The organism is Picosynechococcus sp. NKBG15041c (assembly GCF_055380235.1).
The window spans coordinates 447,810-472,673 of sequence record NZ_AP040363.1; the positions used below are offsets into that span (position 1 = coordinate 447,810).

Consider the following 24,864-nt stretch of genomic DNA (forward strand, 5'->3'; position numbering starts at 1 on the left):
TCTAGATCTATACGGAAGTGGGCGCTTGCTTTTGCAAATTGTCCACATAGTCCCGGAAGCGGTGCAAATCTGCCTGGATAGTGGATTCGACCACCCGACCGAGGAACAGATTGTCCATCACCTGCCCGAGAATACCGGGGATATCATAGGCAATGCTCAGGCGGACAATGGTGCTGCTGTGGCGGTCATAAAAACGGATTGCACCCCGATTGGGGAGGCCATCGATCGATTCCCACTGGATGATCTGGTGGTTGACCACCTTGACGATACGCGACAGCCAAGTGAATTCAAACGTGCCACTGGCAAGCTTCCACTTGGATAGGTCTGGATCCTCCTTGAGAATTTCTACTGAATCGATCCACTTCATCCACTGGGGCATTTGCTCGAGATCAGACCAGAGTCCCCACACGAGGTCGATGGGGGCGTCAACTTCTACCTGTACGCTGTGCTCTAGCCAACCTGACATAAAACTTCATAAAACCAAACGTCCCCCTCACTGTAACAGAATTACCCAGGGAAGTGGTATGGCTGTTTGAGGGGGCGATCGCCTTTAATCTTCAGGTAATTTGTACTGGCTCACAATTTTTTTGGCAAATGCTGGCACATGGGCATCAAGTTTCTCAGGATAGTTGCGCCGGGTGTAGAGGTAGTTCCGCGTAAAGTGAGAATCAATGGAGAATTTTGCGTATTCTAAACCCTTCGGACCAATTTTTTCGATCACTACCCCCATCAGTTTTGCTGCCCACATGGGTAGGGTAACCCCCTTGTCGTAGGCAGGGATGCTATTTTGCACCGCCGCCCGGCGATCGCCTTTGGAGTCGACAGATTGCGTTTCAATCTGATCGGCGATCAGGTCAAACATTGCCTGGCCCGTTTCATTGCGCACCACCAGCCATTGCCAACCGAAGGGGGCGCCCATGTAACCCACCACGAGATCTGCCAAACCGTTTGTATAGTCAAAGCAGCTCATACAGGAGGGGGCAAATACATCTTTCAATTGGTTGGTTTTCAAGCCAAAAAACGGTACGGTTTCCGTCGAACCATCCTCATGTTTGAAGTGCACCTTAAAGTCCTGCATGAACTCGTAGTAAACAACTGTTTCAGGCGATCGACTGGTGGTATCTAGGAATTTCTGTAAGCCGGCGCGGGTGACATTGTCCACACAGGGCAAACCCAAAACATAGAGCTTTTCGAGGCCCAGCTTATCCTGTACGGCACGCAATGCCTGGATCTGGCACCCGACACCAATCACCAATAATTTCTTAAAACCGCCCTGTTCAATCTGCTCCAAGATTGTCAAATTTGGCGAGAGGGTCGGTTTGTTGACCCGAGCCGCGAGGATTTCTGCTGGGGTAGTGGCAATAATCGGCATCGGCTGGAAGCGATCTTCAGGGGAATTTTGCACACAAACCACCCCTTCCACGAGCTTTTCTTCAAGCATCTTGCAGGCCAGGGAACTGACAATCCCTGTCCACTGCGCCCCTTCGATGGGTTCTGTTTTGCGGGCGGCCACCATTTTTTGATGTACCCCAAAGTACATTTCCTGCTCTTGGTCTAGATCTCGCTGGCGGCCATGGACTCGGGTTTCGAGCTGATCAAACTGCTGATTGAGAAAGGCACAAGCCTCTTTGACATAGTGGATAAAGTGGGTGTCACAGAGACCGCAGTCACTACAGAGATCTTTCGCCGGGCGGACATTTCCCCGGGGTAGACCTTTTGCTTTTTTGTGGGCAGGAATTTGGGCAGTCATGGGCGGCAGCATTGATCAAAAAACAGTATTTGTCAGCGTAATGGAAACGATCGCCGCAAAGGGAACTTTTGTGACGAACTGTAACGCGATCACCGTCAGAAGCAGGGTATTTTCCAGGGGTGCCGATGGTTATGGCGACATTTGGTTGTTGAGCCAGAGAGAGCCGCCCATACCTAAGGCTCGCTGGGATGGGAAAACATCCTGGGAAAATTTCAGAAGTGCCCGTTGGCCTACTGCTGTTTCAAAAACAGTAGACATCACAATGTCCGGCCTATGGGTTTGGCAAAAATCATTAAGCTGGGATGGAAATCCGGCGATCGCCAGTTTGATCACAAAGACGCCGCGCCATCCTTGGGCATAGCAATTTTCTAGGGAAGCGAGCTGGGCGACCGACTCATCGAGGGCAATTTGGGTCTGAAATTCTGCATTGAGTCGCAACAAATCAGAAAAGTGCCCAGGGGCTAAGGGTTGCTCAATAAATTCTAGTTTTCCTTGGGTTTCTCCCCAATCTAGCCAATATTTAGCCTGTTCTAGGGTTAGACCACCATTGGCATCAAGACGGAGATAACCATCGGTGGGTAAGGTGTCCAGAATGTGCTGACAGAGGGCGATTTCCGTTGTGGGATCATCGAGGGCAATTTTGAGCTTAAAGGTGCGAAATCCTTTTTTCAGTAGGTGTTCTAGGTTGTGGTACAAGTTGGGCGATCGCCTAACCAACTGACAAAATTTTTTGGGGGGTAGGGGCGCTAAATTTTCGGGGTCAGCAAGATGCAGACTGGCACTCTCAAAGCCAAATTGACAGGCAGGCAAGGTATCGGGAATGGCCGCGATTTGCGTAGTAGTGATTTTTCCCCCAAGAGATGTACAAAAGGCGATCGCCTCCTTGAGGGTTTCAGTGCCAAACCAAGGCAGAGGCGCAATTTCTCCCTGGGTGATCCGTCCCGCCTCGTCCCGGAGCGATAGAATAATGCCCTCCCGTACCGCCCAAAGACCGTGGTGGGTGCGCAGGGGCGTTTTAAAAGGGCGACGGTAGGCAGCAAAGCGAAACCGATAATCCACCACCTAAGCTACCCGTTGCAGAGTCGCCAGATTCTCCAGGAACGCGAGGGGCCGACTCATATTCGCGGCGAACCCCAGAATATTGCGGTCGAGGTGCTGATATTGCAGCGTGCCATCAGGATTAAATAAAAAAGTAGCCCCCCGTTGGGTCATGTACTGGGCGTCGGGCACATAGGTAGACCAATTGCCGAGAACTTCCGCCATGTTCCGCAGGCGCAGAGTGGCTAATTCTAAAGGCCGCTGAAACCCCTTACCTCCAGCCGCCGCAAAAAATTCTCCTTTCAGGGCTGGTAGGGGAGCCGCCTTGATTACCTCATCATCGGCAAACAGTTGGGGGGCTTTTTTGTCGCCCGTATAACCCCGCAAAACTTCCCGCAGCGTACCCGGACTGCCGATGCCTGCACACATCAGCATCAAATTGACCCAGGCATTTTGGCCCGCCTTGAGGCCTGGAATTTTCCAGCTTAAGCCCCGATAGAGGCCCAGTTCTTGGTGGAGAGTCGCGCTCGGATCAACAAATAATTTTTCTGGAGGGAAGCCCGTATAGTCACAAAATTTTTGACCGGAGCGGCGATCGCCAATTGCAATGGCGACATAATCTATCCCACGACAGAGATCTGTTTCTTTTTGGAGCCACCAAGCATATTCGAGGCTATCAAAGTCACCGAGTTGAGATAGGATGAGCACCATTAGGGGACGCGTTAAGATTGATGGCACAAGGGAACTTTGCTGACCATCACTCACCCGCTGACGTTCTGTGTTTTGAAAAAATTGAAGGTAATCCACGGCGTTTTTGGGAAAGATAAAAACTGAAGAAGAATTGCGACGCTTCGCTTGGTTCTTTCTCTGCCAGGATAAACAGATTTGTCTTTAAAATGCCACAGTGCCCATTGCCCTATGGTTATTGCCCACTACAGTATCGCGGTTTTATCGACGGACGCCGGGGTTTCCCCTCGTCTGCAAAGTCTTTTGTCCGAAGCCCAGTGGGAGGAATGCCGCCTCACTTGGGTCGATTTGCGGGCTGCCCCTGATCTGCAACAACTGGGCGGCTATGATCTTTACATTAGCGACGGGCCTTTACTGTACCTCGTTGAAAATGTTGATTTTGTGGCGCGATCGCCTTGGCTCTGGCTCACCACCACCGAAGTCCTACGCCAAGAAATTCTTCCTTTGGGGGTTGTGGATTGCTTACTCTGGTCTGAGCTGACAGCAGGCCTCCTGGGTCATGTTCTCCGCATTGCCCTACGTACGAAACAAAAAGCTTGTCCGAGCCCCCTGGCGATCGCCAACTGGAATGACACCCGTGATAATCGCCTTGAAACGTTGATTCGCAACGTTCCGGGGACAGTATATCGCTGCCTGAAAACGCCCCAGTGGCACGGTACTTATTTTAGTGATGCCATCGAAACCTTGACGGGTTTCCCGGCAGCAAACTTTTTGCCCGGGGGCGATCGCCATTTTGTCAGCCTCATCCACCCCGCAGACCGGGAGTTTGTCTCCCAGGCCATTGACCACAAGCTCCAAGAAAAAAAGCCCTTTGCACTAGAATATCGCCTCAAACATCGGGATGGCAGCATTAAATGGGTTGATGAACGGGGTCAGGGTGTTTTCGACGATCAGGGCAATCTCCTCTGGTTGGATGGGGTCATTGTCGATATTTCTGAAAAAAAGGCGATCGCCCTCGAACTCAACCAACGGGCCATCCAATACTACGAAAAAACCCCGGCCATGCTCCATTCGATGGATCCAACGGGCCAGATCATTGCAGTGAGCGATCGCTGGTTGCAGGTTTTAGGCTATGAGCGCCAAGGGGTCATTGGGCGAAATTTTCTCGATTTTCTCACCCCCGATTCCCGCCATCTGGCTGAACAAACCCTACTGCCCACCCTGACAGAGCAAGGCTACGTAGAATCTGGAAACTATCAATTTGTCAAACAAAATGGGGAGCCGATTGAAGTGGAATTGTCGGCGACCCGCGAACCCACGGACCATACCCACCGCATTTTGATGGTACTGACGGATGTGACGGTTCAAAACCAACTGGCCCAACAGGTACAAAAATACCAAACGCACCTCGAAGACCTGATCGATCAGCGCACCCAAGCCCTCGCCGCCAGTGAAGCGCGCCTCGCCCAAGCCCAGGCGATCGCCCACATTGGCGTTTGGGAGTGGGATATCCAAGCAAACCAAACCTACTGGTCCCCAGAGGCTTTTCGAATCTATGGGTTCGAACCAGGAGAAATCCAGCCCAATGCGGAACACTTTTTCGCCTGTGTCCATCCCGATGATCGCCATCAAATCCAAGACAAGATCAGTCGCCTCTTGGCGGGCGAGACGATCCCCTATGCCGAGTACCGCATCATTACCCCAGCGGGGGAAGTGCGCTATCTCAAAGACTTTCACGAAGTCAAATACAACGCCCAAGGGGAAGCGATTAGTATTGGCGGAGCCGTCCAGGACATTACCGAAATCAAAACCACCCTCAATGCCCTAGCTGCCAGCCGCACCCGTTTAGCAAAGGCCCAGGCGATCGCCCATGTGGGGAATTGGGAATGGAATCTCATCGACAATGAACTAATTTGGTCCGATGAGTTTTATCGCATCTTTGACCTCGAACCCCAGAGCATCACGCCCAATTTTGAGCGCTTCATCGCCATGGTGCACCCCGATGACCATAACCGCATCGAAGCAGCCATCCATGAGCTCAAGGCAGGCGATCGCGTGTATGCATTTGAATACCGGATCATCACCGCCCAGGGCCGCGAAAAAATTGTTCTCGAACATGTGGATCCCCTAACCAACAGCGAAGGCATCGTTACCTGTTTTTCCGGTACGCTCCAGGACATCACCACCTTCAAAAAAACCATGAATGCCCTCCAGGAAAGTGAAACCCGCTTCCGGGAAATGGTCGAGCACATCGACGAAGCATTTTGGGTGAATTCCCCAGACCCAAGGGAAGTAATCTATGTCAGCCCGAACTACGCCAAGATTTGGGGGCGCAGTTGCCAGAGTCTCCTCGACGATGGCACATCTTGGCTTGAGGCCCTACACCCCGACCACCACGAACAGATCCAACGGGCGATGGTCAAAATGCAGCAACAGGGAGAGGATTTCCAAGAAGAGTACCGGGTAATCCGCCCAGACGGTGACATTCGTTGGGTTTACGCGCGATCTTTTAAAGTCTATGACGAAGCTACTGGCCAACTGCTGCGCCACGTGGGTGTGATGACCGATATCACTGAACGCAAAGAAGCAGAGCTCAAACTCCAGGCCCAGGAAGCACGTCTGCGAACAATCTTTGATCAAGCGGCCCTGGGGATTATGCAGATTGATCGCACGGAGCACTTCTCTTTGGTCAACCAGGCTTTTTGTCAGATCTGTGGCTACACCGAAGCGGAGTTGCAGCACCTCACCTGGCGCGAACTCACCCACCCTGAGGATATTTATATCTGTGACGAGGCCCTGGTTAAGCTCAACCGCCGCGAAGCTGCCAGTGTCATTTTAGAAAAACGCTACCGCCACCGCCAGGGCCATGATATTTGGGCCAAAGTGATCTGTTCTTATATCTATGATGACCAGGGGCAAGCAGAATATCTATTGACCATCGTTGAAGATATTTCGGAATACAAACAGGCGGCGATCGCCTTGGCCGAAAGCCAAACCCGCTACCAAGAAATGGTAGAAGGAATTCCGGCGATTATTTACCAATATTCTCTCCAGCAGGGGGGCATTTTTTACTCTTCCCAGTTGGAAAATATCCTGGGCTATGACGTAGATTTTCTGAAGGCCCACCCATCTCTCTGGAACCAGTCGATCCACCCAGAAGACCAAGAAAAAGTAAATGAGGTCTTCCGCCACCTCTGTCCCGGAAAAAACTTCAGCCTCGAATATCGAATCCTAGATGCCAAGGGAGACTGGCGTTGGCTCTATGATTGTTCTTTTAGTATTCGACAAATTGATAGCGATTGGCTTATTGACGGCTTTGTCCTCGATATTACAGAGCGCAAGCACTTCGATGAAACCCTCCGCCACCGTCTCAAACTAGAAACCCTGTTGGCAGATATTTCTCACTTGATGGTGGTAGAAGACAATTTAGATTTTGAGGCGGTATTGACCCTATTGGGAGATACCTTAGCGGCCGATCGCATGTCGGTGATGCTCAGTCAACCAAACACCCATACAGTTAAGCGCTTGGTTGCCTGGACTGCGGACCCGAGTTTGCGTTTAGATGACAGCTTTACAACCATTGATTTGGATCCCTATCCTTGGTGGTTAGACCATTGGCAACACCAAAGAATTATTTTACTCAACCGAGAAATTCCCCTACCAGAGGCGGCGAGCCTGGAGCAACAATTTTTAGATGCCCTCGGGGTGAAGGCGGTACTGTGGGTCCCGATCCAAGACCAGGCGGGCAAGCCCTGGGGCTATATTGAATGTTCTTCAACGGCTTTGGATCATCGGCTCTGGTCGAAGGAAGATGCAGATATTTTGGCGATCGCCGGCAATTTGATCTACAACTATCACCACCGACAACAGGCTAACCAACAATTAGAAATCGCCAAAGAACTAGCCGAGGCCGCCAACCACGCTAAAAATCAGTTCCTCACGAGCATGAGCCACGAATTGAGAACGCCCCTCAACGCGGTGTTAGGCTTTACCCAAATCATGGAGCGATCGCCTAATTTACGCCCAGAACACCGGGAATATCTCGGCATCATTCACCGTTCCGGGAAACACCTGCTCGCCCTCCTCAACGACATCCTCAACCTGGCCAAGTTTGAAAAAGGCACGCTTCAGCTCAACAAAAACCTATTCAACCTCCATGACCTCCTCGATGATTTGGCCCAGATGCACGCCCTAGAAGTGCAGCACAAGAGTATCCATATCGATGTCAGTTGGGATGAGCAAGTACCCCGCTACATCAACGCTGACCAGCCCAAGCTCCACTCGGTACTGCTCCATCTGTTTAATAATGCGCTGAAATTTACGGATACGGGTTGGGTGCGTCTCGTGGTACAGACCGTCAGTCAAATGCCACTGCGATTACGGTTTAGTGTGACAGATACGGGCATCGGCATCGCTGAGGCAGACTTCACGAAGCTTTTTGATAATTTTGTGAAACTAGAGGCTGGCGATCGCCTCGGGCAGGGCAGCGGCTTGGGGTTAGCCCTGAGTCAAAAGTTTGTCAATTTGATGGGGAGTGAAATCGTTGTCAGTAGTCAGCCAGGCATCGGGTCTTGTTTTTCTTTTGAGCTGACCTGTGATACCCCGACCAACCTACGGCAGTTTACCCTCTACCCGCCCCAGGCAGCCGATGAACCGACGATCAACCTCACCCCAGATGTCTTTAAAGATTTTTCGGCTGAGTGGTTAGCCGCGTTTCACCAGGCAGCGCTTGCGGCCCGGGCCCAACAGCTTAAAACGCTCATTGCCCAACTGCCCCCCGAAGCGGCGGCGATCGCCAAAGCCCTCACTGCCCTTGTGCAAAAATTTGCCTTCGATACCCTGGCGACCCTCAGCCAAGAAAGAACCCCCAGCGACCGATTGCAGCCGAAGGGGGATTCTGGTAATTAGCCTTGGATTTTTAAGGTGATTTAGCCTTCACTGTCCTTGGGTTTTGGCCGTGGCACTGGTTTAGCCCGGGCGGTGGCATCGTGGCTACCGCCAAGACTGGGGCGATCGCCACCGGGTCTAGTCGGTTTACCCTTGTCACGGTCAAAGGGTTTTTGACCAGGCTTACCCCCCTTACGGCGGCTGCCAACATAGCCGATGTCTTCGCAGGTTTGGATCATCAATACATTGTCCAGGAGCTTGGCCCGCAGGTCATAGAAATGATTGACGGGGCGTTCTGGCAATGCCCCAATTAGTTGAATTTTGAAAAACTTAGGTTTTTCGCCTTCCTTTTTCGGCGATTGGCGAATTTTGACCACTACTTTCTTCGATTCGGCCTCATAGAAAACCACCTGGCCCCGGATGGAAAAATAACCGTCTTCTACCTGTTCGCTGGTGGGAATTTCCTCCGTCAGCACCTCTGGATCATCGAGGGTCTCCGGTTCCCAAATCCCCAAGATCTGTAAATGGAGATGGTTGTCATCCTGTCGGGTACGAGGATAAACCACCCACACATGTTCCTGGTCCAGGTCGATATGATTTTTGATCAGGCTAATGACCCGGCCCAACAGGACTGCTTCAATGTCACCATCCGCTGTGGCGATCGCCCCTTTGCTAATTTGTTCCGGGTCTTCGGGGGTATATTTGCCACGCACAATGCCGATAGCCCGATACTGTCGGGGGTGACTAGCCGGGGGAATCGGGTGCTGCCGCAATTTTTGGGAGATCCTTTGCTCTTCTTTGGGATCTTCTTCTGGCGGGGATGGTAGATGATGGGTAGATTCAGACACGGGCTTATCCAATGCTTTCTAGGTGGGCTAAAAAAAGAGATACTTTTGCGATACCAGATAGTCTACTATCAGACGCTAAGATCATCGCGATTGCGATCGCCACCGCGATAAAAAGCGTTACACCGCCAATCATCAAGATGAAAGACGTTTAGCGCCTGCCCATTGTACTCAATGGCTGTCCCAGAGGTGATAAACCGTTGAAATTTAGCTAAAATTTTGCCAACCCCTGGCCCCAGTAGCCGCCCACCTTATTTTTTCCTGTTCACCTTCTCCCCCAATCTTAGCCATGGCGAGCAACATCACCGAAAAGTATTACCGACCCCGCCTTTGGATTTACGGCCTTTCGGGGCTGCTGTTTATCTTGGCAGGGGGATTATTGCTCATGCCCCGCGTTGACCGCTGGCTTGTGGCGCGGCAAACAGCGGCGGCAGCCCAGACCCAAGCCCAAGAAACCGTTGATCCGACGATCGCCCTATTGGAAAAAGACCAGCAGAGCTATGAAATTTGGCTAGAAAAAGAACCGACCAACGAGCGAGCGTTGAGAGGGCTACTGGACACGAGTCTCAAGTTAGATGATCTCACCGCTGCGGCAACGGCCCTTGAGGGATTGGCCCAAGTACATAGCGAAAACGCTGACTATCTGGTGCTACTGGGTCAAGTGAAACAGGAAGCAAAAGATTATGAAGGGGCAGCGGCCACCTACAGAAAAATTCTCCTCACAGATCCGACTCATATCAATGCGCTCCAGGGCATGGTGGATCTACTGCTGGTACAAAATCGTCCAGAGGGAGCAATTGAGTTACTGCAAACCACCCTCCGGGAGATGGGCCAACTGACCGAGGAAGAAACCATTGAAATTGATCCCCAAAAGGTGACTTCGATTCAACTGATGCTTGGCCAGATCTATGCTGCCCAGAAACGCTTCGGGGAGGCGATCGCCATCTATGACCAGGCGGCCTCGGTGAACAAAACAGACTTTCGGCCTATTTTGGCCAAGGCAATTGTCCTAAAAAATCAGGGTAACGAAGCGGCGGCCAAGCCATTTTTTCTCAATGCGATCGCCTTAGCTCCCGCCACTTATAAAGATCAAATCAAAGATATGGCTGTTCTGAGTGAAGCAGATCTTAAAACCCTAGAAACATTGTCCCCCGTGGAAACGGAAGCGACTCCCGAAACAGCACCTCCAGAATAACAACCAAATTTCCCGAGGGCGATCGCCTATAATTTCAATCTGAAATTCTCCGCCCCAAGCCATGTCTGACGCCATCGAAACCCGCCTGACCCAACTGCGATCGCAACTCCAAAAAGCGGCCTATGCTTACTATGTCCTCGATGCGCCGTTCATGGAAGATGCCGTCTATGACCAGCTTTACCGGGAACTAGCAGATCTAGAAGCGCAATACCCCCAACTGATCACCCCCGACAGCCCCACCCAGCGCGTCGGTGACAAACCGGCTAGCCAATTCACCAGTGTCAAGCACAATATTCCCCTCTACAGTCTGGAGAATGCCTTTGATTTTGGCGAACTAGGCCAATGGGAACAAAAATGGCAACGGGCCTTAGAGGGTGAGGTTCCCCATCATTCCAGTTATGTGTGTGAACTAAAAATTGACGGCTCGGCGATCGCCCTCACCTATGAAAATGGCCTGTTGGTGCGAGGGGTAACCCGGGGTGACGGGGTAACAGGGGAAGATATCACCGCCAATATCCGTACCATTCGCACCATTCCGTTACGGCTAAACCTGGAGAATCCACCGCCCATTGTGGAGGTGCGCGGGGAGGCATTCTTACCCTTAGATACTTTTGAAAAGATCAACCAAGAGCGGGAAAAAGCAGGCGAAAATTTATTTGCCAACCCCAGAAATGCCGCCGCCGGGACTCTCCGCCAACTGGATGCGCGCATTGTGGCAGACCGTAAACTCGACTTTTTTGCCTATACCCTACATCTGCCTGAAACAGAGGTGCAGGCACAGCCCATGACCCAGTGGGAAGCCCTAGAATTACTGCAAAAAATAGGCTTTCGGGTTAATCCTAACCGGGAACTGTGTTCAGATTTACAGGCGGTAAAAACTTACTTTGAGAAATGGGATGATGGGCGAAAAAAGCTCTCTTATCTCACCGATGGCGTAGTGGTGAAGCTGAATGATTTTGCCCTCCAGCAGGCATTAGGTTTTACCCAAAAGTTTCCCCGGTGGGCGATCGCCTTAAAATATGCTGCCGAAGAAGCCCCCACCGTGGTCAAAGACATTATTGTCAATGTGGGCAGAACTGGCGCGGTGACCCCCATGGCCGTGATGGAACCGGTGCAATTGGCCGGCACCATTGTGCAGCGAGCCACCCTCCACAACGCCGACCGAATCCAAGAACTAGATATCCGCGTCGGGGATACGGTGGTGATCCGGAAGGCGGGGGAAATTATTCCCGAGGTGCTTAGGGTGCTGCCCGATCTGCGCCCCGAAAAGGCGATCGCCTACGAATTTCCCCAGCATTGCCCCGAATGTGGCTCGGCACTAGTGCGCCCCCAGGGAGAAGTGGTTGCCCGCTGTGTGAATAGCTCCTGTCCGGCGATCTTACGCGGTTCCCTTGTTCATTGGGCTAGCCGCGATGCCCTCGATATTCAGGGTCTAGGCGAAAAAAATGTGATTCTTCTAATTGATCATGGCCTGGTTCATTCCATCGCCGATATTTATGACCTCACCGTGACCCAAATCGAAGCCCTCCCCCGTCTCGGCCAAAAATCGGCGGAAAAATTAGTCGAGGCGATCGCTTCGTCGAAAAATCAGGATTATGCCCGGGTTTTATATGGTTTGGGGATTCGCTTTGTGGGGAAAGTCAACGCCGAAATTTTGGCCCAAAACTTCTCGACTTTAGGGCAGCTCCAGAACGCAACCTTTGCCCAATTGCAAGGGGTCTACGGCATTGGTGAAGAAATTGCCCAATCTGTTGTCGATTGGTTTCGGGTAGATGGGAACCAGCAACTCATCGCTAAGTTGCAATTGGCAGGCTTAAATTTTGCCCAAACCCAAACTGTCAGCAGTCAAAGCAATAGTCATATTGCCGGAAAAACCTTTGTTATCACAGGCACACTCCCGACCCTCAAACGCACCGAGGCCGCCGACAAGATCAAAGCCGCTGGGGGTAAAGTGACGGGTTCGATTAGTAAAAATACTGATTACCTAGTGGCAGGGGAAAACGCCGGTTCGAAGCTAGAAAAAGCTCGGCAATTGGGAATTCAAGAACTTACAGAATCTGAATTACTTGATCTATTGGGCTAACCATCTCTAGGGCTGCTTTCTCAGCACAAAAAAGGCCGCTCAATTGCGGCCCATGGAAATCGTTTGAAGTCTCAGCAGAATTTAGAGGCTGGCCCCCAGACCCACTGGACAGCTCACCCCTGTACCACCAAGACCGCAGTAGCCGCCTGGGTTTTTCGCAAGGTATTGCTGATGGTATTCTTCGGCGTAATAAAATTCCGGTGCTGTCAAGATTTCTGTCGTAATCTCTCCGTGGCCTTGGGCTTTGAGAGCAGTTTGGTACGCTTGACGTGAATTTTCAGCGAGCTGTTTTTGGGCATCGGAATAGGTGTAAATTCCAGAACGATATTGTGTTCCCACATCGTTCCCCTGGCGCATCCCTTGGGTGGGATTATGGCTTTCCCAGAAGACTTTTAGTAGTGTTTCGTAGGACACTTGGCTCGGATCATAGGCGACTAAAACCACTTCGTTGTGCCCTGTCATCCCCGAACAGACTTCTTGGTAGGTGGGATTCGGCGTGTGGCCAGCAGCATAGCCCACTGCGGTGCTGTAAACTCCGGGTGTTTGCCAAAATTTGCGCTCTGCCCCCCAAAAACAGCCTAAACCAAACATTGCTAACTCGATACCTGCGGGAAAGGGAGCCGCGATGGGATTACCGTTCACAAAGTGTTGGCTAGGGATCGGCATTTTCTGGGTGCGACCAGGCAGTGCCTCTTGGGGGGTAGGTATTTGAGTCTTTTTACCGAGCAAACCAAAAAACATAAAATTCAACTTCTCAGGGTAGTGACTGCCTTGATTGTAGACAAAAAAGCCAGAGGACAGGGCGATCGCATTTTTGGGGAAGCACCGGAGGGGGCGATCGCTTTCTGATAAAATTCTATAGAATCTTAAAAAAACGTTACTTAACCGGAATTTAAATGAATTTACTGGTGGTCGGTGCTACTGGCACATTAGGCAGGCAAGTCGCGCGACGGGCATTAGATGAAGGGCATCAGGTACGCTGTCTGGTTCGAAATCCCCGTAAAGCTTCTTTTCTTAAAGAGTGGGGCGCAGAACTCATCGGCGGAAATTTATGCCAGCCCGAATCTTTAGTCCCCGCCCTCGAAGGCATTGACGCAATCATCGATGCGGCCACCGCCCGGCCAACGGATTCCATCGGTGTTAAGGAAGTCGACTGGGAAGGTCAGGTCAACTTGATCAAAGCTGCCAAGGAAGCCGGGGTTGATCGTTTTATTTTCTTTTCGATCATTAATGCTGAGCAGCACCGTGAAGTGCCCTTGATGGATGCAAAATATTGCGTCGAAGAGTACCTCAAGGAAGTGGGATTGAACTACACTATTCTGCGCTTAAGTGGCTTCATGCAAGGATTAATCGCTCAATATGCGATCCCCATTCTCGAAAATCAAGCGGTCTGGATCACGGGAGAAAGTTCGCCGATCGCCTATATGAATACCCAAGATATTGCGAAGTTTGCGGTACAGGCCCTAAAGGTACCAGCTGCAGAAAAGCAAACCTTCCCTGTGGTCGGAACCCGCGCCTGGAAAGGAGAAGAAGTGATCGCCATCTGTGAACGTTATTCTGGGCAAACCGCCAGCATCGCTCGACTGTCTTTGGGTTTTTTGCGCTTGATGCGTCGGGTGACTCGTTTCTTCCAGTGGGGGCAAAATGCCTCAGATCGTTTGGCCTTCGCTGAAGTGATGGCTACCGGAAAACCTTTGGACGCTCCCATGGAAGAAGTCTACAAAGCCCTTGAGCTCGACCCGGCTGAAACCACGACCCTAGAGAGCTATTTACAGGAATACTTCAGTCGCATTATGCAAAAACTCAAGGAAATCGACTACGAGAAGAACAAAAATAAGAAGAAAAAAGGGGGCAAGAAAAAACCCAATATCCGGACGCCTTTTTAATTGAATCCTGTTCTGCGGTATTCTCCCGATAGTTTGCGGGGCAGTATCGCAGGGCTTGATCCCACCAAACCCATTCATCAGGGCGATCGCCTGCCGTAGTTATTTCAGAAAACGGTTTGAGTGATACCCTATTGTTTAATATCCTTAAGTTTTCAGGACAATTCTGCTTGTGCCCAAAGCTGGCATTATCTACAACGACATCAAGCCCATTGCCTGCCAAGTCGCCCAGGAACTCACCAAAACCTTGAGGAATAATGGGTGGGATGTATTTACGGCCACTGGGTTTGGGGGACTATTAGGTTATGCAGAATGTCCTCCCCCCTGCGAAACAGGCCACCAGCGGCCGGTTTGTCATACCAAAATTGAACAATTAGTGCCCCCCAATTTCGACGAAAATATGATGTTTGCCGTCGTTCTGGGTGGTGATGGCACCGTATTATCAGCGGCGCGCCAGGTGGCCCCAAAGGGCATCCCTCTGCTCACTGTGAATACGGGCCATTTGGGGTTTTTGACAGAAATGTATCTCCAGCATCTCGATGAGGCGATCGCCCAACTCCTGGCCGGGGAATACGAAATTGAAGACCGTTCGATGATCACCGTGCAACTGTTCCGGGACGAAGAACTCCTGTGGGAAGCCCTCAGCCTCAATGAAATGGTGCTCCATCGGGAACCTTTAGCCGGGATGTGTCATTTTGAAATCCAAATTGGTCGCCATGTCCCTGTTGATATTGCCGCTGATGGAATCATCATCTCCACCCCCACAGGCTCCACAGCCTATTCCCTTAGTGCGGGCGGCCCCGTGGTGACCCCCGATGTACCCGTATTTCAATTAGCGCCCATTTGCCCCCATTCCCTTGCTTCCCGGGCCTTAGTTTTTTCAGACCGAGAACCCGTAAATATTTTTCCTGCCACTTCCCACCGTTTGGTACTCGTCGTGGATGGCAACGGCGGTGCCTATGTTCTGCCAGAAGACCGGGTTCACCTGGAGCGATCTCCTTATAATGCTCGCTTTGTCCGCCTCCAACGGCCCGAATTTTTCCGCATTCTACGAGAAAAACTCGGTTGGGGACTGCCCCATGTGGCCAAGCCTACCTCCCGCAAGCTTCCCTGAGACTAGGGACCTAGAAGCAAAGATTCATGAAAAAATTTTCTCCCCCCAAAGGAGTCTCCCTAAAATCAAGAGGGCTCACTCCCCCATCTTGATTTCCCCTTTATTCTTACTTATTTTGTTCAGACGATTTCGATAGCGTGATATGCCCCAAAGCCAATACACTGCCGATGGTTTAGCCTATGTTCTCCTTGTGGGGACAGAGCCAGGACTGACACAACGGGTCACCCTAGATCTGGCGGACCGTGGCTATCAAACCGTTGCCGTTGAAACCCTGGAACAAGCACACCAACGCTTTCAGCAGTTGACCCCGGCCATGGTCATTGTGGACTATCCAATGTTGGGACAGCGGGGTGTAGAGCTGTGCCGTGCCCTCCGAAAAACTCAGTTTGTCCAGCCTATTTTATTCTTAGTTACCCAAGATAGTGTAGAAGAACGGGTTGTCTGCCTAGAGGCAGGAGCTGATGATTATCTACTACAGCCTTACCAACAGGATAGTTTTTTACGACTCCTCGATATTTATCTCGAACCCCAGACGGGACAGCGAGAACAGCTCTTTTTTGGCGATTTAATCCTTGACCTCAATACTCGCCAGGTGTGGCGATCGCCCAACCAGGGCAGTGAAACCCCCAGGCCCATTGAGCTAACCGTCAAAGAATTTGAACTGTTGAAATATCTGATGTCTCATCCCCAACAGGTTTTGACCCGGGAGCAAATCCTCGAAAATGTGTGGGGAAATGAGTTTCAGGGGGAATCAAACGTCATTGAAGTCTATATTCGTTACCTACGCCTCAAAATTGAAGTAAAAGGGCAAAAGCGGCTGATTCAAACGGTGCGGGGCGTAGGTTATGTTCTAAAAAAAGACACCTAAGCAACTTCTTCCGCCTCAAATAGGTCTCGCCTTTTAAAATACCCTTAATCATTTCAGCGGTACGATTATGTCCTTGTCTGCACGTTTTTTGTTTGCCCTCGGCGGGGTTGTTCTAGTGGGCTGTGCACCCATCACCGCAGATAACCCTGAGGTAACAACGACTGATCCGACTGATACTCCGACTGCAATTGTCGCCAATGAGCCTTCAGATCCTGATTTTCAAGGGCAAATTTTACCGATTACGGCAACGGCCCAGGTGGTTGGCCGCGATCAAACATTTGCTCTAGAGGTGGCAAAAACACCTGAGCAACAAGCCCTCGGCCTAATGTTTCGGGAATTTTTGCCCGATGACCGGGGAATGTTATTTGAATTTAATCCGCCCCGGCCCGTGAGTTTCTGGATGAAAAATTGCCTCATCAATCTGGATATGATCTTTCTGCGGGATGGCGTGATTCAGGCGATCGCCCATGATGTGCCCCCCTGCGAAACTGAACCTTGCCCAAGCTATGGCCCGCCCCGAAACGTCAACATTGACCAAGTGATCGAAATTCGGGGAGGACTCGCCGCAGAAATTGGCCTCAGCGAAGGGGATCAAATTACTGTTACCCACCAGGAAAATTAGGGAAAGTGTGCGTGGGCTGAACATCAGCCCTAGAATGGCCTTGGAGCCTTAATGTCGCCCTTGGTAGTCCATGTCTTATAGCCCGCGCATCCAAGATATCCCCGCCAGCGAACGACCGCGTGAAAGACTCGTCACCATGGGGGCGAAATATTTATCCAATGCAGAATTGATCGCCATTTTGATCAGCACAGGCGATCGCCACCAAAATCTTTCTGCGGTCGGTCTTGCCCAAAAAATACTTCAAACCTTCAGTGAGGGGAAACGGGATCCCTTTGATGGGCTGCGTAATACCACTCCCCAGGAGCTTACCCATATTCCAGGCGTTGGCACGGCCAAAGCTGCGCAAATTTTAGCTGGCATCGAACTCGGTAAACGGATTTTTCAGGCCAAACCCAGCGAAAAAATCATTGTCGATACTCCCGAAGCCGCGGCGATCGCCCTCAGTAATGATCTTATGTGGCAAGAGCAAGAACGTTTTGCTGTTCTTTGCCTCGACGTGAAAAATAAACTGATTGCAACCCGGATCGTGACCATTGGCCTCGCCACCGAAACCCTCGCCCACCCAAGGGAAATTTTCCGCGAAGTGATCAAACATGGCGCTACCCGGCTGATCATCGCCCACAATCACCCCTCCGGGAACGTTGACCCCAGCCAAGAAGACCGCGATCTTACCGGACGCCTCCTCCAATCCGCCCAAATCCTGGGTATTCCTCTCCTTGATCACATTATTCTCGGTCGTGACAATTTCAGTAGCATGCGCCGCAGCACCGATCTTTGGGAAATTTACCCCCAACCTGACTAAATAATATTAATCAGGCGATCGCCTGATTAATCATCACAATCGATGTCAGAGAATCCAATTATTCTTAGCAGAGAAAATAATTTGTTGTGAATGATTTTTTTGCTTAAAATCAGTAAAAAATCTCCCGTTGATTTTGATTTATCCTTTCTGAATTCTCTGCAAATCAAGGATTAGAACCCCTTTAAAAACCCATAAAATCAAACATAAGCCCAGGACTATCAGTTCTTAAATAAAACTTAAATCGTCACGAATCCGCGATAATTTAAAGAACTTTTCATACATCTTCGATTGATGTTTAAGAAAAACGACAATTCCTCTAACCGGTCAGGCAAAACCTAAAGCACACGCTAACGTAAAGAAAACGCGCCTGCACTTTAGCAAGACATTCAACAACCAATATGACTAAACGAACCTTTGGCGTCATCGGCCTCGCCGTAATGGGAGAAAACCTGGCTCTCAACGTTGAACGCAACGGCTTTCCCATTGCAGTGTACAACCGCACCGCCAGCAAAACCGAAGAATTCATGGCGACCCGAGCTGTCGGCAAAGACATCAAAGCAGCCTATAGCCTCGAAGAATTTGTCCAGCTCCTAGAGCGACCCCGCAAAATTTTGGTGATGGTCAAAGCCGGCGCTCCTGTTGACTATGTTATTAATGACCTTAAACCCCTCCTCGAACCGGGAGACATGATCATCGATGGCGGTAACTCCCTCTATGAAGACACCGAGCGCCGCACACAAGATCTAGAAGCTACAGGTCTAGGCTTCGTCGGGATGGGAGTCAGCGGCGGTGAAGAAGGTGCTCTCAATGGCCCTAGCTTAATGCCTGGTGGCACAGAAGCTGCCTACCGCGAATTAGAGCCAATCCTTACAAAAATCGCTGCCCAGGTTGATGATGGCCCCTGCGTCACCTTTATCGGGCCTGGTGGTGCAGGCCACTACGTCAAGATGGTGCACAACGGCATCGAATACGGTGATATGCAACTCATCGCCGAAGCCTATGATCTTCTGGCCAATGCCGCCAAACTAAATCACACTGAGCTCCACGAAGTTTTTTCGGAGTGGAACGAAACGGACGAGTTAAATTCTTTTCTCATTGAAATTACCGCGGATATTTTCAAAAAAATTGACCCGGAAACAAAACAACCCCTCGTCGAATTGATCCTCGATAGTGCGGGACAAAAGGGGACAGGACGTTGGACTGTGGTCAGCTCCCTCGAGCTGGGTGTACCTATTCCAACGATTTACGCGGCTGTAAATGCTAGGGTGATGTCTGCCTATAAAGATGAACGCACCGCCGCCGCCCTAGAGCTTCCAGCACCGGAGCGGGTCTATCGGGGCGATATTAAAACCTTTGTGAACCAAGTGCGGGATGCCCTCTATTGCTCGAAGATGTGTTCCTATGCCCAAGGGATGGCTTTATTGGCCAAAGCTTCAGCTGAGTATAGCTATAGTTTGAACCTGGGTGAAACGGCCCGGATTTGGAAAGGGGGCTGCATCATTCAAGCGGGCTTTTTAGACAAAATCAAGACCGCTTATGTGGAGAATCCGAACTTGCCAAATTTACTGCTTGCACCGGAGTTTAAGCAGTCGATTATCGATCGCCAAGCGGCATGGCGGACAGTGATCCTGGCAGCCAATGAATTAGGGATCGCGGTTCCGGCATTTAGCGCGTCGCTGGATTATTTTGATAGCTACCGTCGGGCACGGCTACCCCAAAACCTCACCCAAGCGCAGCGGGATTACTTCGGGGCTCATACCTACGAGCGGACGGATAAAGCCCGGGGAGAATTTTTCCATACGGCCTGGGCGGAATAAATATTAAATCTCAGTGGGGAGATATCTGTTTTGCTGATTTAGATATTTTCTTTGGGATTTGCCCTTCTATCTTCTGCGGTGGAAGGGTTTTTGTTGTTTTAATGGGGAGAGTATTAATGGGCAAGGTTCACCATGGTTTCGACAGCAGCGCGATTGATTTCCCAGGCTCAGGCATTTGATTGGCTGGATAAAATCATTGAAGCAGCGGCATCAGATGGGGTGGCGGTGGCGATCGCCGAAACGGAGTCTGCTTTAGGACGGTTCGGAGAGAATCAAATTCGACAAAATCTCCAGAAAAACCAGTTCGAAATTTCAATTACGAGCTACTTTGGCTCACGCAGCGCCAGTGTGACGACGGTCGAACAGGATTGGGACGGCATCCTAGCAGCGTTGCGGCGTAGTGAAGCCTTGGCCAGGGTTGCCCCAGAAGATCCAGAATGGCTGCCGCTGTTGACAGAACAGGTTTACGAAGACCGTCCGGCCAAGTTTGATACAGTAACTTTGGACTATTCACCATTGCAACGGGGGGAATTAATTCAACAGGTGTGCCAGTGGAGCGACGCGGCAGGCGTGAATGGGTCGGGTATTTTAAGTACCAGTGCCAAGGTTTATGCCTTGGGAAATTCAGCGGGGTTGCGGGCAGGCGATCGCCAAACGAAAGCAGAGTTTAGCTACACCGCCAAGATTGGGAATGGTTCCAGTTGGAGCAGTCGCACGGCTTGGGGGATCAACGAATTACCCATCGAACAAATGGTATTGACGACGATGGGGCGAGCACAATTATCGCAAAATCCTCGGAAGGTTGAACCAGGCACTTATCCGGTCGTTCTGGGAGCCGGAGCCGTGGCTAATTTAGTCCCTCGTTTGGTGTGGTCGATGTCGGCGCGGGCAGCGGCAGAGGGACGCAGTTACTTTGCGAAACATTCCCTCGGCGAACAACTTTTTAGCCCATTGGTCAATTTGTCCCGCGACCCGGCCCATCCGTTGTTACAAACAGGGGCTTTTGGTAATGATGGCTTGCCCTGTAACAGATTGGCGATCGCCACCGCTGGCGTGCCTAAAACCCTGAGCTACGACCGTTACTGGGCGCAAAAAACAGGAAAAACCCCGACGGGCAGTTTCTTTCCCTTGGTGATGACTGGCAGCGACCAAACCCTGGCGGATTTGATTGCCCAAACAGAACGGGGCATCTTTATTAACCGCGCCTGGTACGTGCAGGTGGTTAATCCCCAAACCCTTGAGTTTACAGGGATGACCCGCGACGGCACTTTCTGGATCGAAAATGGGAAGCTCGCTTATCCCATCTACAATCTGCGCTTTAATCAGTCCTTGCCCGATTTGCTGCGCGATGTGGAGGCGATCGCCTTCCCAGAACGCCATGGCAGCACTGTTGTCCCGGCCCTGAAGGTGAAAAACTTCCACTTCAGCAGCATTACAGAAAGCATTTAGTTAAATTCGAAAAGTTTTCTACTAGATGGGCAGAGGGGGACTTGAACCCCCATGACCGAAGTCGCCACATTTTGAGTGTGGTGCGTCTACCAATTTCGCCATCCGCCCTTGGATAAGCCTTGTGAATTATAAACCGAATCTTGGTTTTGAAGCAAGAGGGAATATTCCTGGGAGCTGGCCCACCGCCAAATTTCTTGGGCGCGTACTACGGGCAGCGGATGGGTCAGTTGAGCCGTTTGACTTTCCTTTAATAGTTGTCCCAGTTGATTTTGGCTCAGATTTTCGTAAGTTTTTGCCTGCTCCATAAAGGCATCGAGGTTGAGGAGGGGCGCCAAACTAGGGGAGCCGCCCGCCAACTTCATCAGCACTGAGATCATGATTTTTGGGTCTTGACTCACCAAAAAGGCAGCGCGATCACAACTTAACTCAGCACAACGCAACCAGGATAGCATTTGATTTTGCATCGATTGGGAAAGCACTGTCCCCCAAATAGGTAGAGCATTGGTGGCCAGCATCAACAGATTTGCCAGGGTGAGATAAACCCCATGTTCACATTTGAGGTGACCTAACTCATGGGCCATCACTGCCTGAAGTTCCGCTTCTGTGAGAATTTCAATCAAAGAAGTATGGATCACCATAAAGGGCTTTTGGCCCCGCATCGCGAAGGTGTAGGCATTCGGGACTGGATTTTGTTGGATGTATAAATCTGGCGGATCGAGATCAAGAATTTTGGCGGCTTCCTGGAGGAGATTGTGCAGATGGGGCAGTTGGCGATCGCCCACTTGGATGCTGGCGGCGAGGTTATTAAACTGAAAAACCTGTTCTGCGGTAGAACCCAGCACAGAGCGCACCAAAAAGTCCAACCCAGGGAGGCGACCCAGGGCAGCGGTGGCTTCTCGATCTAAAGGGTGCCGGAATTGATCCGCCGTTAAGCCCGTGAAGTAATGCTTTTTGCCCATGATCACCTCGATTTATGCCGATTAATCTGCTATTCAGAAAGCCAATTTTTAACCTTCGTCAGTTCCTGCCAGTCTGGCTTACGCTGGAGGCCATCTTCGATATTTTCAAAAATATCTTGGCGGACTTCTTCACTAAAATCCATCACTTTTTGCACTAATTCAATATGCTTACGGACGCCTTTACCGCCAGTCCCCAACAGAGCAAGGGCCAAGTTCACATGGGCTTGGGGGTTGCGATGGTCAATTCTGACGCTCCGTTGAGCCGCTGGTAAAGCCAGATCCGCTTTTCCCCGCAGGAGATGCAACCAAGCGACACAGCTCCAGGCGGCGGCATTTTTGGGCTCGAGGGTGCAGATTTCTAAAAACTCTGGCAGGAGAGCATCGGGGCTTTCGCCGGCATCGTAACGTTTCAACGCAGCTTCAAAGCGCTGTTCAGTAGTTAATTCGGTCATGGTGGATTAGCGGAGATAAATAAAAAAGCAGAACCGTTGCCGACCTGAGGCGACAAAGATGCAGTTTTCTATTAAACCCCAAAAGATTTCCCGCAACCACAGGTCTGGTTGGCGTTGGGATTGGTGAACTGGAAGCCACCGCCAATCATCGCGTTGCTGTAGTCTAGGACGAGCCCGTAAAGGTAGAGTAAGCTTTTGCGATCGCAAATGATCTTAAAGCCATCGGCATAGTCAAAGACTTCATCATGTTCGCCGACATTTTCGGGGTGATCAAAGTCCATCATGTAAGACATCCCGGAACATCCTCCCTGGCGCACACCGACCCGTAACCAGAGGTCTTGGCCCTGTTGTTCCCGGAGCATCAGGACATGCTTGAGGGCGGCTTCGGTGAGTTGGATACTGGGGGCAGTGGTTGTTTGTGTCATGGCTGCTCGATAATTTCCACAAAATTTTTGGGCTGAACATGACCCTATTCTAGCGGCTCTCTGGAGATTCAAGCAGTGGGGGAAGTGCTTGGGGTTTGGGGCAGAGGGGCGAGATTTTCGACTTCGGCTAGGGTTTCTAGGGGGAAATTGATCGTTTGGGGATGCCCTGAAAAATTCGGCAGGGCAGCAGTTTGGGGGCTATGGAGGAGATAGATTAATTCGTCGTCTACTTTGAGATCTTCAAGCGATCGCATCACGACCAATGTGCCTTGACGACGGATAACCAGGGGTAGCAATTGGCCACTATCGATGAGGGCCTGGAAGGGCAACGGGGTTTGTTTTTCCTGGGCAGTGATCGTTGTTTTTCCTAATTTTACCTGGCGATCGAGGAGATACTGGTTCCATGTTTTCACGGAAAAGCCTCCCCCAAATGCTTGGCTAATTTTGCTTTTGTTGGCGATCGTATTTTCTTGATCTCCCTGCTCAAAAAAAGCCATCACCTTGGGGGGCTGAAACTCCTCAACAACCCGTTGGGCCAAAACCAAATTGACCTCTCCATTGGTGGTCAAGGCCACAAAAGCACCCATGGAACTAATGCCAATTTCCTCTAGTACATCCCCATCGAGAGCACTGCTTTGGTACACTTCCAGCTGCTCTGTCCGGGCCACCTCGCAGGCCTGGGGGTCAGTATCGATAATCACCACCGATTCCCCCTGCTGTTGAAACAGTCGCGCCAGAAGGCGGCTGAGGGGATTCGAACCAACAATAACTGCCCCCCGTGCCGTGCCAGCAGTGATCTTGAGCTGCTTCGCAATCCACTTGGCCGACAGCCCTTGGATAAAGACCGTCATCAAAATCGTCAGAAAAACCAGGGCTTTAATGGAGGCTCCCCCATTGAACCCTTTCTCAGTCAAAATAATGGCAAATAGGGACGCCACGGAAGCAGAAACGATTCCCCTGGGGGCAACCCAAGCGACAAAAAATTTTTGCTGCCAGTTTAAATCACTGTTGATCGTACAAAGGGCAACACTGATAGGGCGCACCACAAACATCAGGGCCGCCACGGCGAAAAAGCTCCCCCAACCCAAGGCAAAGATACTGGCGATGGATAAATCTGCGGCGAGTAAAATAAACAGCACCGAGACGCAGAGAACGGTTAATTGACTTTTAAATCGCCGTAACAAGCGCTCTTCAGGAATAGAAAACGCTCTGAGAACAAGCCCTGCCACGACGACTGTCATCAACCCTGATTCATCACGCACAGATTGGGCAAACCCAAATAACCCCCAAATTCCTGCCAACACCAACAAATTTTTGAGGTCTTCGGAAAGAAAGGTTGCAAGGCGCAAAAATTTCCCAATGAGCCAACCGCCGCCAGCGCCAATAATCGCCCCAATACCCAAACGCAGAACCAGACCCACAAACACTTGGGTAAAACCAGCGTCGACATTGAGCATGGTATCGAGCACCACAACGGCGAGAATTGCACCCACTGGATCAATCAATACACCTTCCCCCTCAAGGAGAGTGGCAACTTTGCGGTCAACATTTACTTGTTTGAGGAGTGGCCCCACCACTGTCGGCCCGGTCACGACGACTAAAGCGCCGTACAAAAAGGCGATCGCCCAGGGAAATTCCGCGAGGTAGTGGGCGGCGAGGCCTCCCCCCACGAGGGTGATCATCGTCCCGATGGTCACGAGATTGCGGAGACTACCTGACACTTCGCTTAATTCTTTAAGCTTGAGGTTTAGACCGCCCTCAAAGAGAATGATCGCCACCGCTAGGGCCACCAAGACCTCCAGACCAACACCAAATTCACTGGGATGGAGCACCCCGAAGCCATCACCCCCAAGGGCGATGCCGAAGACCAAGAGGAGCACAATGCTGGGAATTTTGAGAAACTCACCACACACCTGGGCACTAATGCCGGCAAAGACAGCGATGATGATTTGCAATGTCAGGGCGAAGGAATCTGCCATGGGGACGTT

At 51.0% G+C, this 24,864-nt stretch carries 20 protein-coding genes and 1 tRNA gene; 10 read left to right on the forward strand and 11 right to left on the reverse strand.

Going from position 1 to position 24,864, the window contains the following annotated elements; translation table 11 throughout:
* Positions 1-7: 7 nt before the first annotated feature.
* The 4 genes from ACZ45B_RS02210 to ACZ45B_RS02225 form a co-directional block, all read right to left on the reverse strand.
* On the reverse strand, positions 8-466 hold the full coding sequence (locus tag ACZ45B_RS02210; protein ID WP_024544818.1) for an SRPBCC family protein: 459 nt from the start codon (positions 464-466) through the stop codon (positions 8-10).
* A gap of 84 nt (positions 467-550) precedes the next feature.
* Positions 551-1,750, reverse strand: a complete 1,200-nt coding sequence (locus ACZ45B_RS02215; protein ID WP_024544819.1) for a Coenzyme F420 hydrogenase/dehydrogenase, beta subunit C-terminal domain — start codon at positions 1,748-1,750, stop codon at positions 551-553.
* Between the two features lie 129 nt (positions 1,751-1,879).
* Positions 1,880-2,809 carry an o-succinylbenzoate synthase gene (locus tag ACZ45B_RS02220; protein WP_024544820.1) on the reverse strand — a complete coding sequence of 310 codons (930 nt, stop codon included), beginning with the start codon at positions 2,807-2,809 and terminating at the stop codon, positions 1,880-1,882.
* Positions 2,810-2,812: 3 nt separating this feature from the next.
* Positions 2,813-3,595: a peroxiredoxin-like family protein gene (locus ACZ45B_RS02225; RefSeq protein ID WP_024544821.1), complete on the reverse strand. Its 783-nt coding sequence runs from the start codon at positions 3,593-3,595 to the stop codon at positions 2,813-2,815.
* 111 nt (positions 3,596-3,706) lie between these two features.
* Between ACZ45B_RS02225 and ACZ45B_RS02230 the strand changes: the two genes are divergently transcribed.
* A complete protein-coding gene (locus tag ACZ45B_RS02230) occupies positions 3,707-8,383 on the forward strand; it encodes a PAS domain-containing protein (RefSeq protein WP_024544822.1) in 4,677 nt (1,558 codons plus the stop codon).
* 20 nt (positions 8,384-8,403) lie between these two features.
* On the opposite strand, the gene ACZ45B_RS02235 is transcribed toward ACZ45B_RS02230, so the two are convergent.
* Positions 8,404-9,210, reverse strand: a complete 807-nt coding sequence (locus ACZ45B_RS02235; RefSeq protein WP_236612379.1) for a hypothetical protein — start codon at positions 9,208-9,210, stop codon at positions 8,404-8,406.
* A gap of 286 nt (positions 9,211-9,496) precedes the next feature.
* Here ACZ45B_RS02235 and ACZ45B_RS02240 point away from each other — a divergent pair, with 286 nt between their 5' ends.
* Together ACZ45B_RS02240 and ligA are read left to right on the forward strand one after the other, a co-directional pair.
* Positions 9,497-10,402: a tetratricopeptide repeat protein gene (locus tag ACZ45B_RS02240; protein ID WP_071990918.1), complete on the forward strand. Its 906-nt coding sequence runs from the start codon at positions 9,497-9,499 to the stop codon at positions 10,400-10,402.
* Between the two features lie 61 nt (positions 10,403-10,463).
* Positions 10,464-12,485 carry an NAD-dependent DNA ligase LigA gene (gene ligA / locus ACZ45B_RS02245; RefSeq protein WP_024544825.1) on the forward strand — a complete coding sequence of 674 codons (2,022 nt, stop codon included), beginning with the start codon at positions 10,464-10,466 and terminating at the stop codon, positions 12,483-12,485.
* Positions 12,486-12,566: 81 nt separating this feature from the next.
* On the opposite strand, the gene msrA is transcribed toward ligA, so the two are convergent.
* A complete protein-coding gene (msrA, locus tag ACZ45B_RS02250) occupies positions 12,567-13,226 on the reverse strand; it encodes a peptide-methionine (S)-S-oxide reductase MsrA (protein WP_024544826.1) in 660 nt (219 codons plus the stop codon).
* A 155-nt stretch (positions 13,227-13,381) separates the two neighbouring features.
* Here msrA and ACZ45B_RS02255 point away from each other — a divergent pair, with 155 nt between their 5' ends.
* The 7 genes from ACZ45B_RS02255 (at position 13,382) to ACZ45B_RS02285 (ending at position 21,040) form a co-directional block, all read left to right on the forward strand.
* A complete protein-coding gene (locus ACZ45B_RS02255; RefSeq protein ID WP_024544827.1) occupies positions 13,382-14,371 on the forward strand; it encodes an SDR family oxidoreductase in 990 nt (329 codons plus the stop codon).
* 169 nt (positions 14,372-14,540) lie between these two features.
* On the forward strand, positions 14,541-15,482 hold the full coding sequence (locus tag ACZ45B_RS02260; RefSeq protein WP_024544828.1) for an NAD(+) kinase: 942 nt from the start codon (positions 14,541-14,543) through the stop codon (positions 15,480-15,482).
* Positions 15,483-15,624: 142 nt separating this feature from the next.
* Positions 15,625-16,350, forward strand: a complete 726-nt coding sequence (nblR, locus tag ACZ45B_RS02265; protein WP_024544829.1) for a response regulator transcription factor NblR — start codon at positions 15,625-15,627, stop codon at positions 16,348-16,350.
* A 67-nt stretch (positions 16,351-16,417) separates the two neighbouring features.
* Positions 16,418-16,972 carry a DUF192 domain-containing protein gene (locus tag ACZ45B_RS02270; RefSeq protein WP_024544830.1) on the forward strand — a complete coding sequence of 185 codons (555 nt, stop codon included), beginning with the start codon at positions 16,418-16,420 and terminating at the stop codon, positions 16,970-16,972.
* A gap of 70 nt (positions 16,973-17,042) precedes the next feature.
* Positions 17,043-17,774 (forward strand): RadC family protein, encoded by a 732-nt coding sequence (radC, locus tag ACZ45B_RS02275; protein ID WP_024544831.1) that lies wholly within the window; start codon positions 17,043-17,045, stop codon positions 17,772-17,774.
* Positions 17,775-18,172: 398 nt separating this feature from the next.
* Entirely contained in the window at positions 18,173-19,591 is a 1,419-nt protein-coding gene (gene gnd, locus ACZ45B_RS02280) for a decarboxylating NADP(+)-dependent phosphogluconate dehydrogenase (RefSeq protein ID WP_024544832.1), read from the forward strand.
* Positions 19,592-19,723: 132 nt separating this feature from the next.
* On the forward strand, positions 19,724-21,040 hold the full coding sequence (locus ACZ45B_RS02285; RefSeq protein WP_024544833.1) for a TldD/PmbA family protein: 1,317 nt from the start codon (positions 19,724-19,726) through the stop codon (positions 21,038-21,040).
* Between the two features lie 26 nt (positions 21,041-21,066).
* Here ACZ45B_RS02285 and ACZ45B_RS02290 read toward each other — a convergent pair.
* The 5 genes from ACZ45B_RS02290 to ACZ45B_RS02310 form a co-directional block, all read right to left on the reverse strand.
* Positions 21,067-21,148: transfer RNA gene (locus tag ACZ45B_RS02290), tRNA-Leu, on the reverse strand.
* On the reverse strand, positions 21,127-21,999 hold the full coding sequence (locus ACZ45B_RS02295) for a M48 family metallopeptidase (protein ID WP_029681643.1): 873 nt from the start codon (positions 21,997-21,999) through the stop codon (positions 21,127-21,129). The genes ACZ45B_RS02290 and ACZ45B_RS02295 overlap by 22 nt, the downstream gene beginning before the upstream one ends.
* A 29-nt stretch (positions 22,000-22,028) precedes the next feature.
* On the reverse strand, positions 22,029-22,451 hold the full coding sequence (locus ACZ45B_RS02300) for a tetratricopeptide repeat protein (RefSeq protein WP_024544835.1): 423 nt from the start codon (positions 22,449-22,451) through the stop codon (positions 22,029-22,031).
* 71 nt (positions 22,452-22,522) lie between these two features.
* Positions 22,523-22,876: a HesB/IscA family protein gene (locus tag ACZ45B_RS02305; protein WP_024544836.1), complete on the reverse strand. Its 354-nt coding sequence runs from the start codon at positions 22,874-22,876 to the stop codon at positions 22,523-22,525.
* Positions 22,877-22,944: 68 nt separating this feature from the next.
* The gene (locus tag ACZ45B_RS02310) at positions 22,945-24,855 is read right to left on the reverse strand and encodes a cation:proton antiporter (RefSeq protein WP_464674939.1); all 1,911 of its coding nucleotides are present in this window, start codon (positions 24,853-24,855) and stop codon (positions 22,945-22,947) included.
* Between the last annotated feature and the right edge of the window lie 9 nt (positions 24,856-24,864).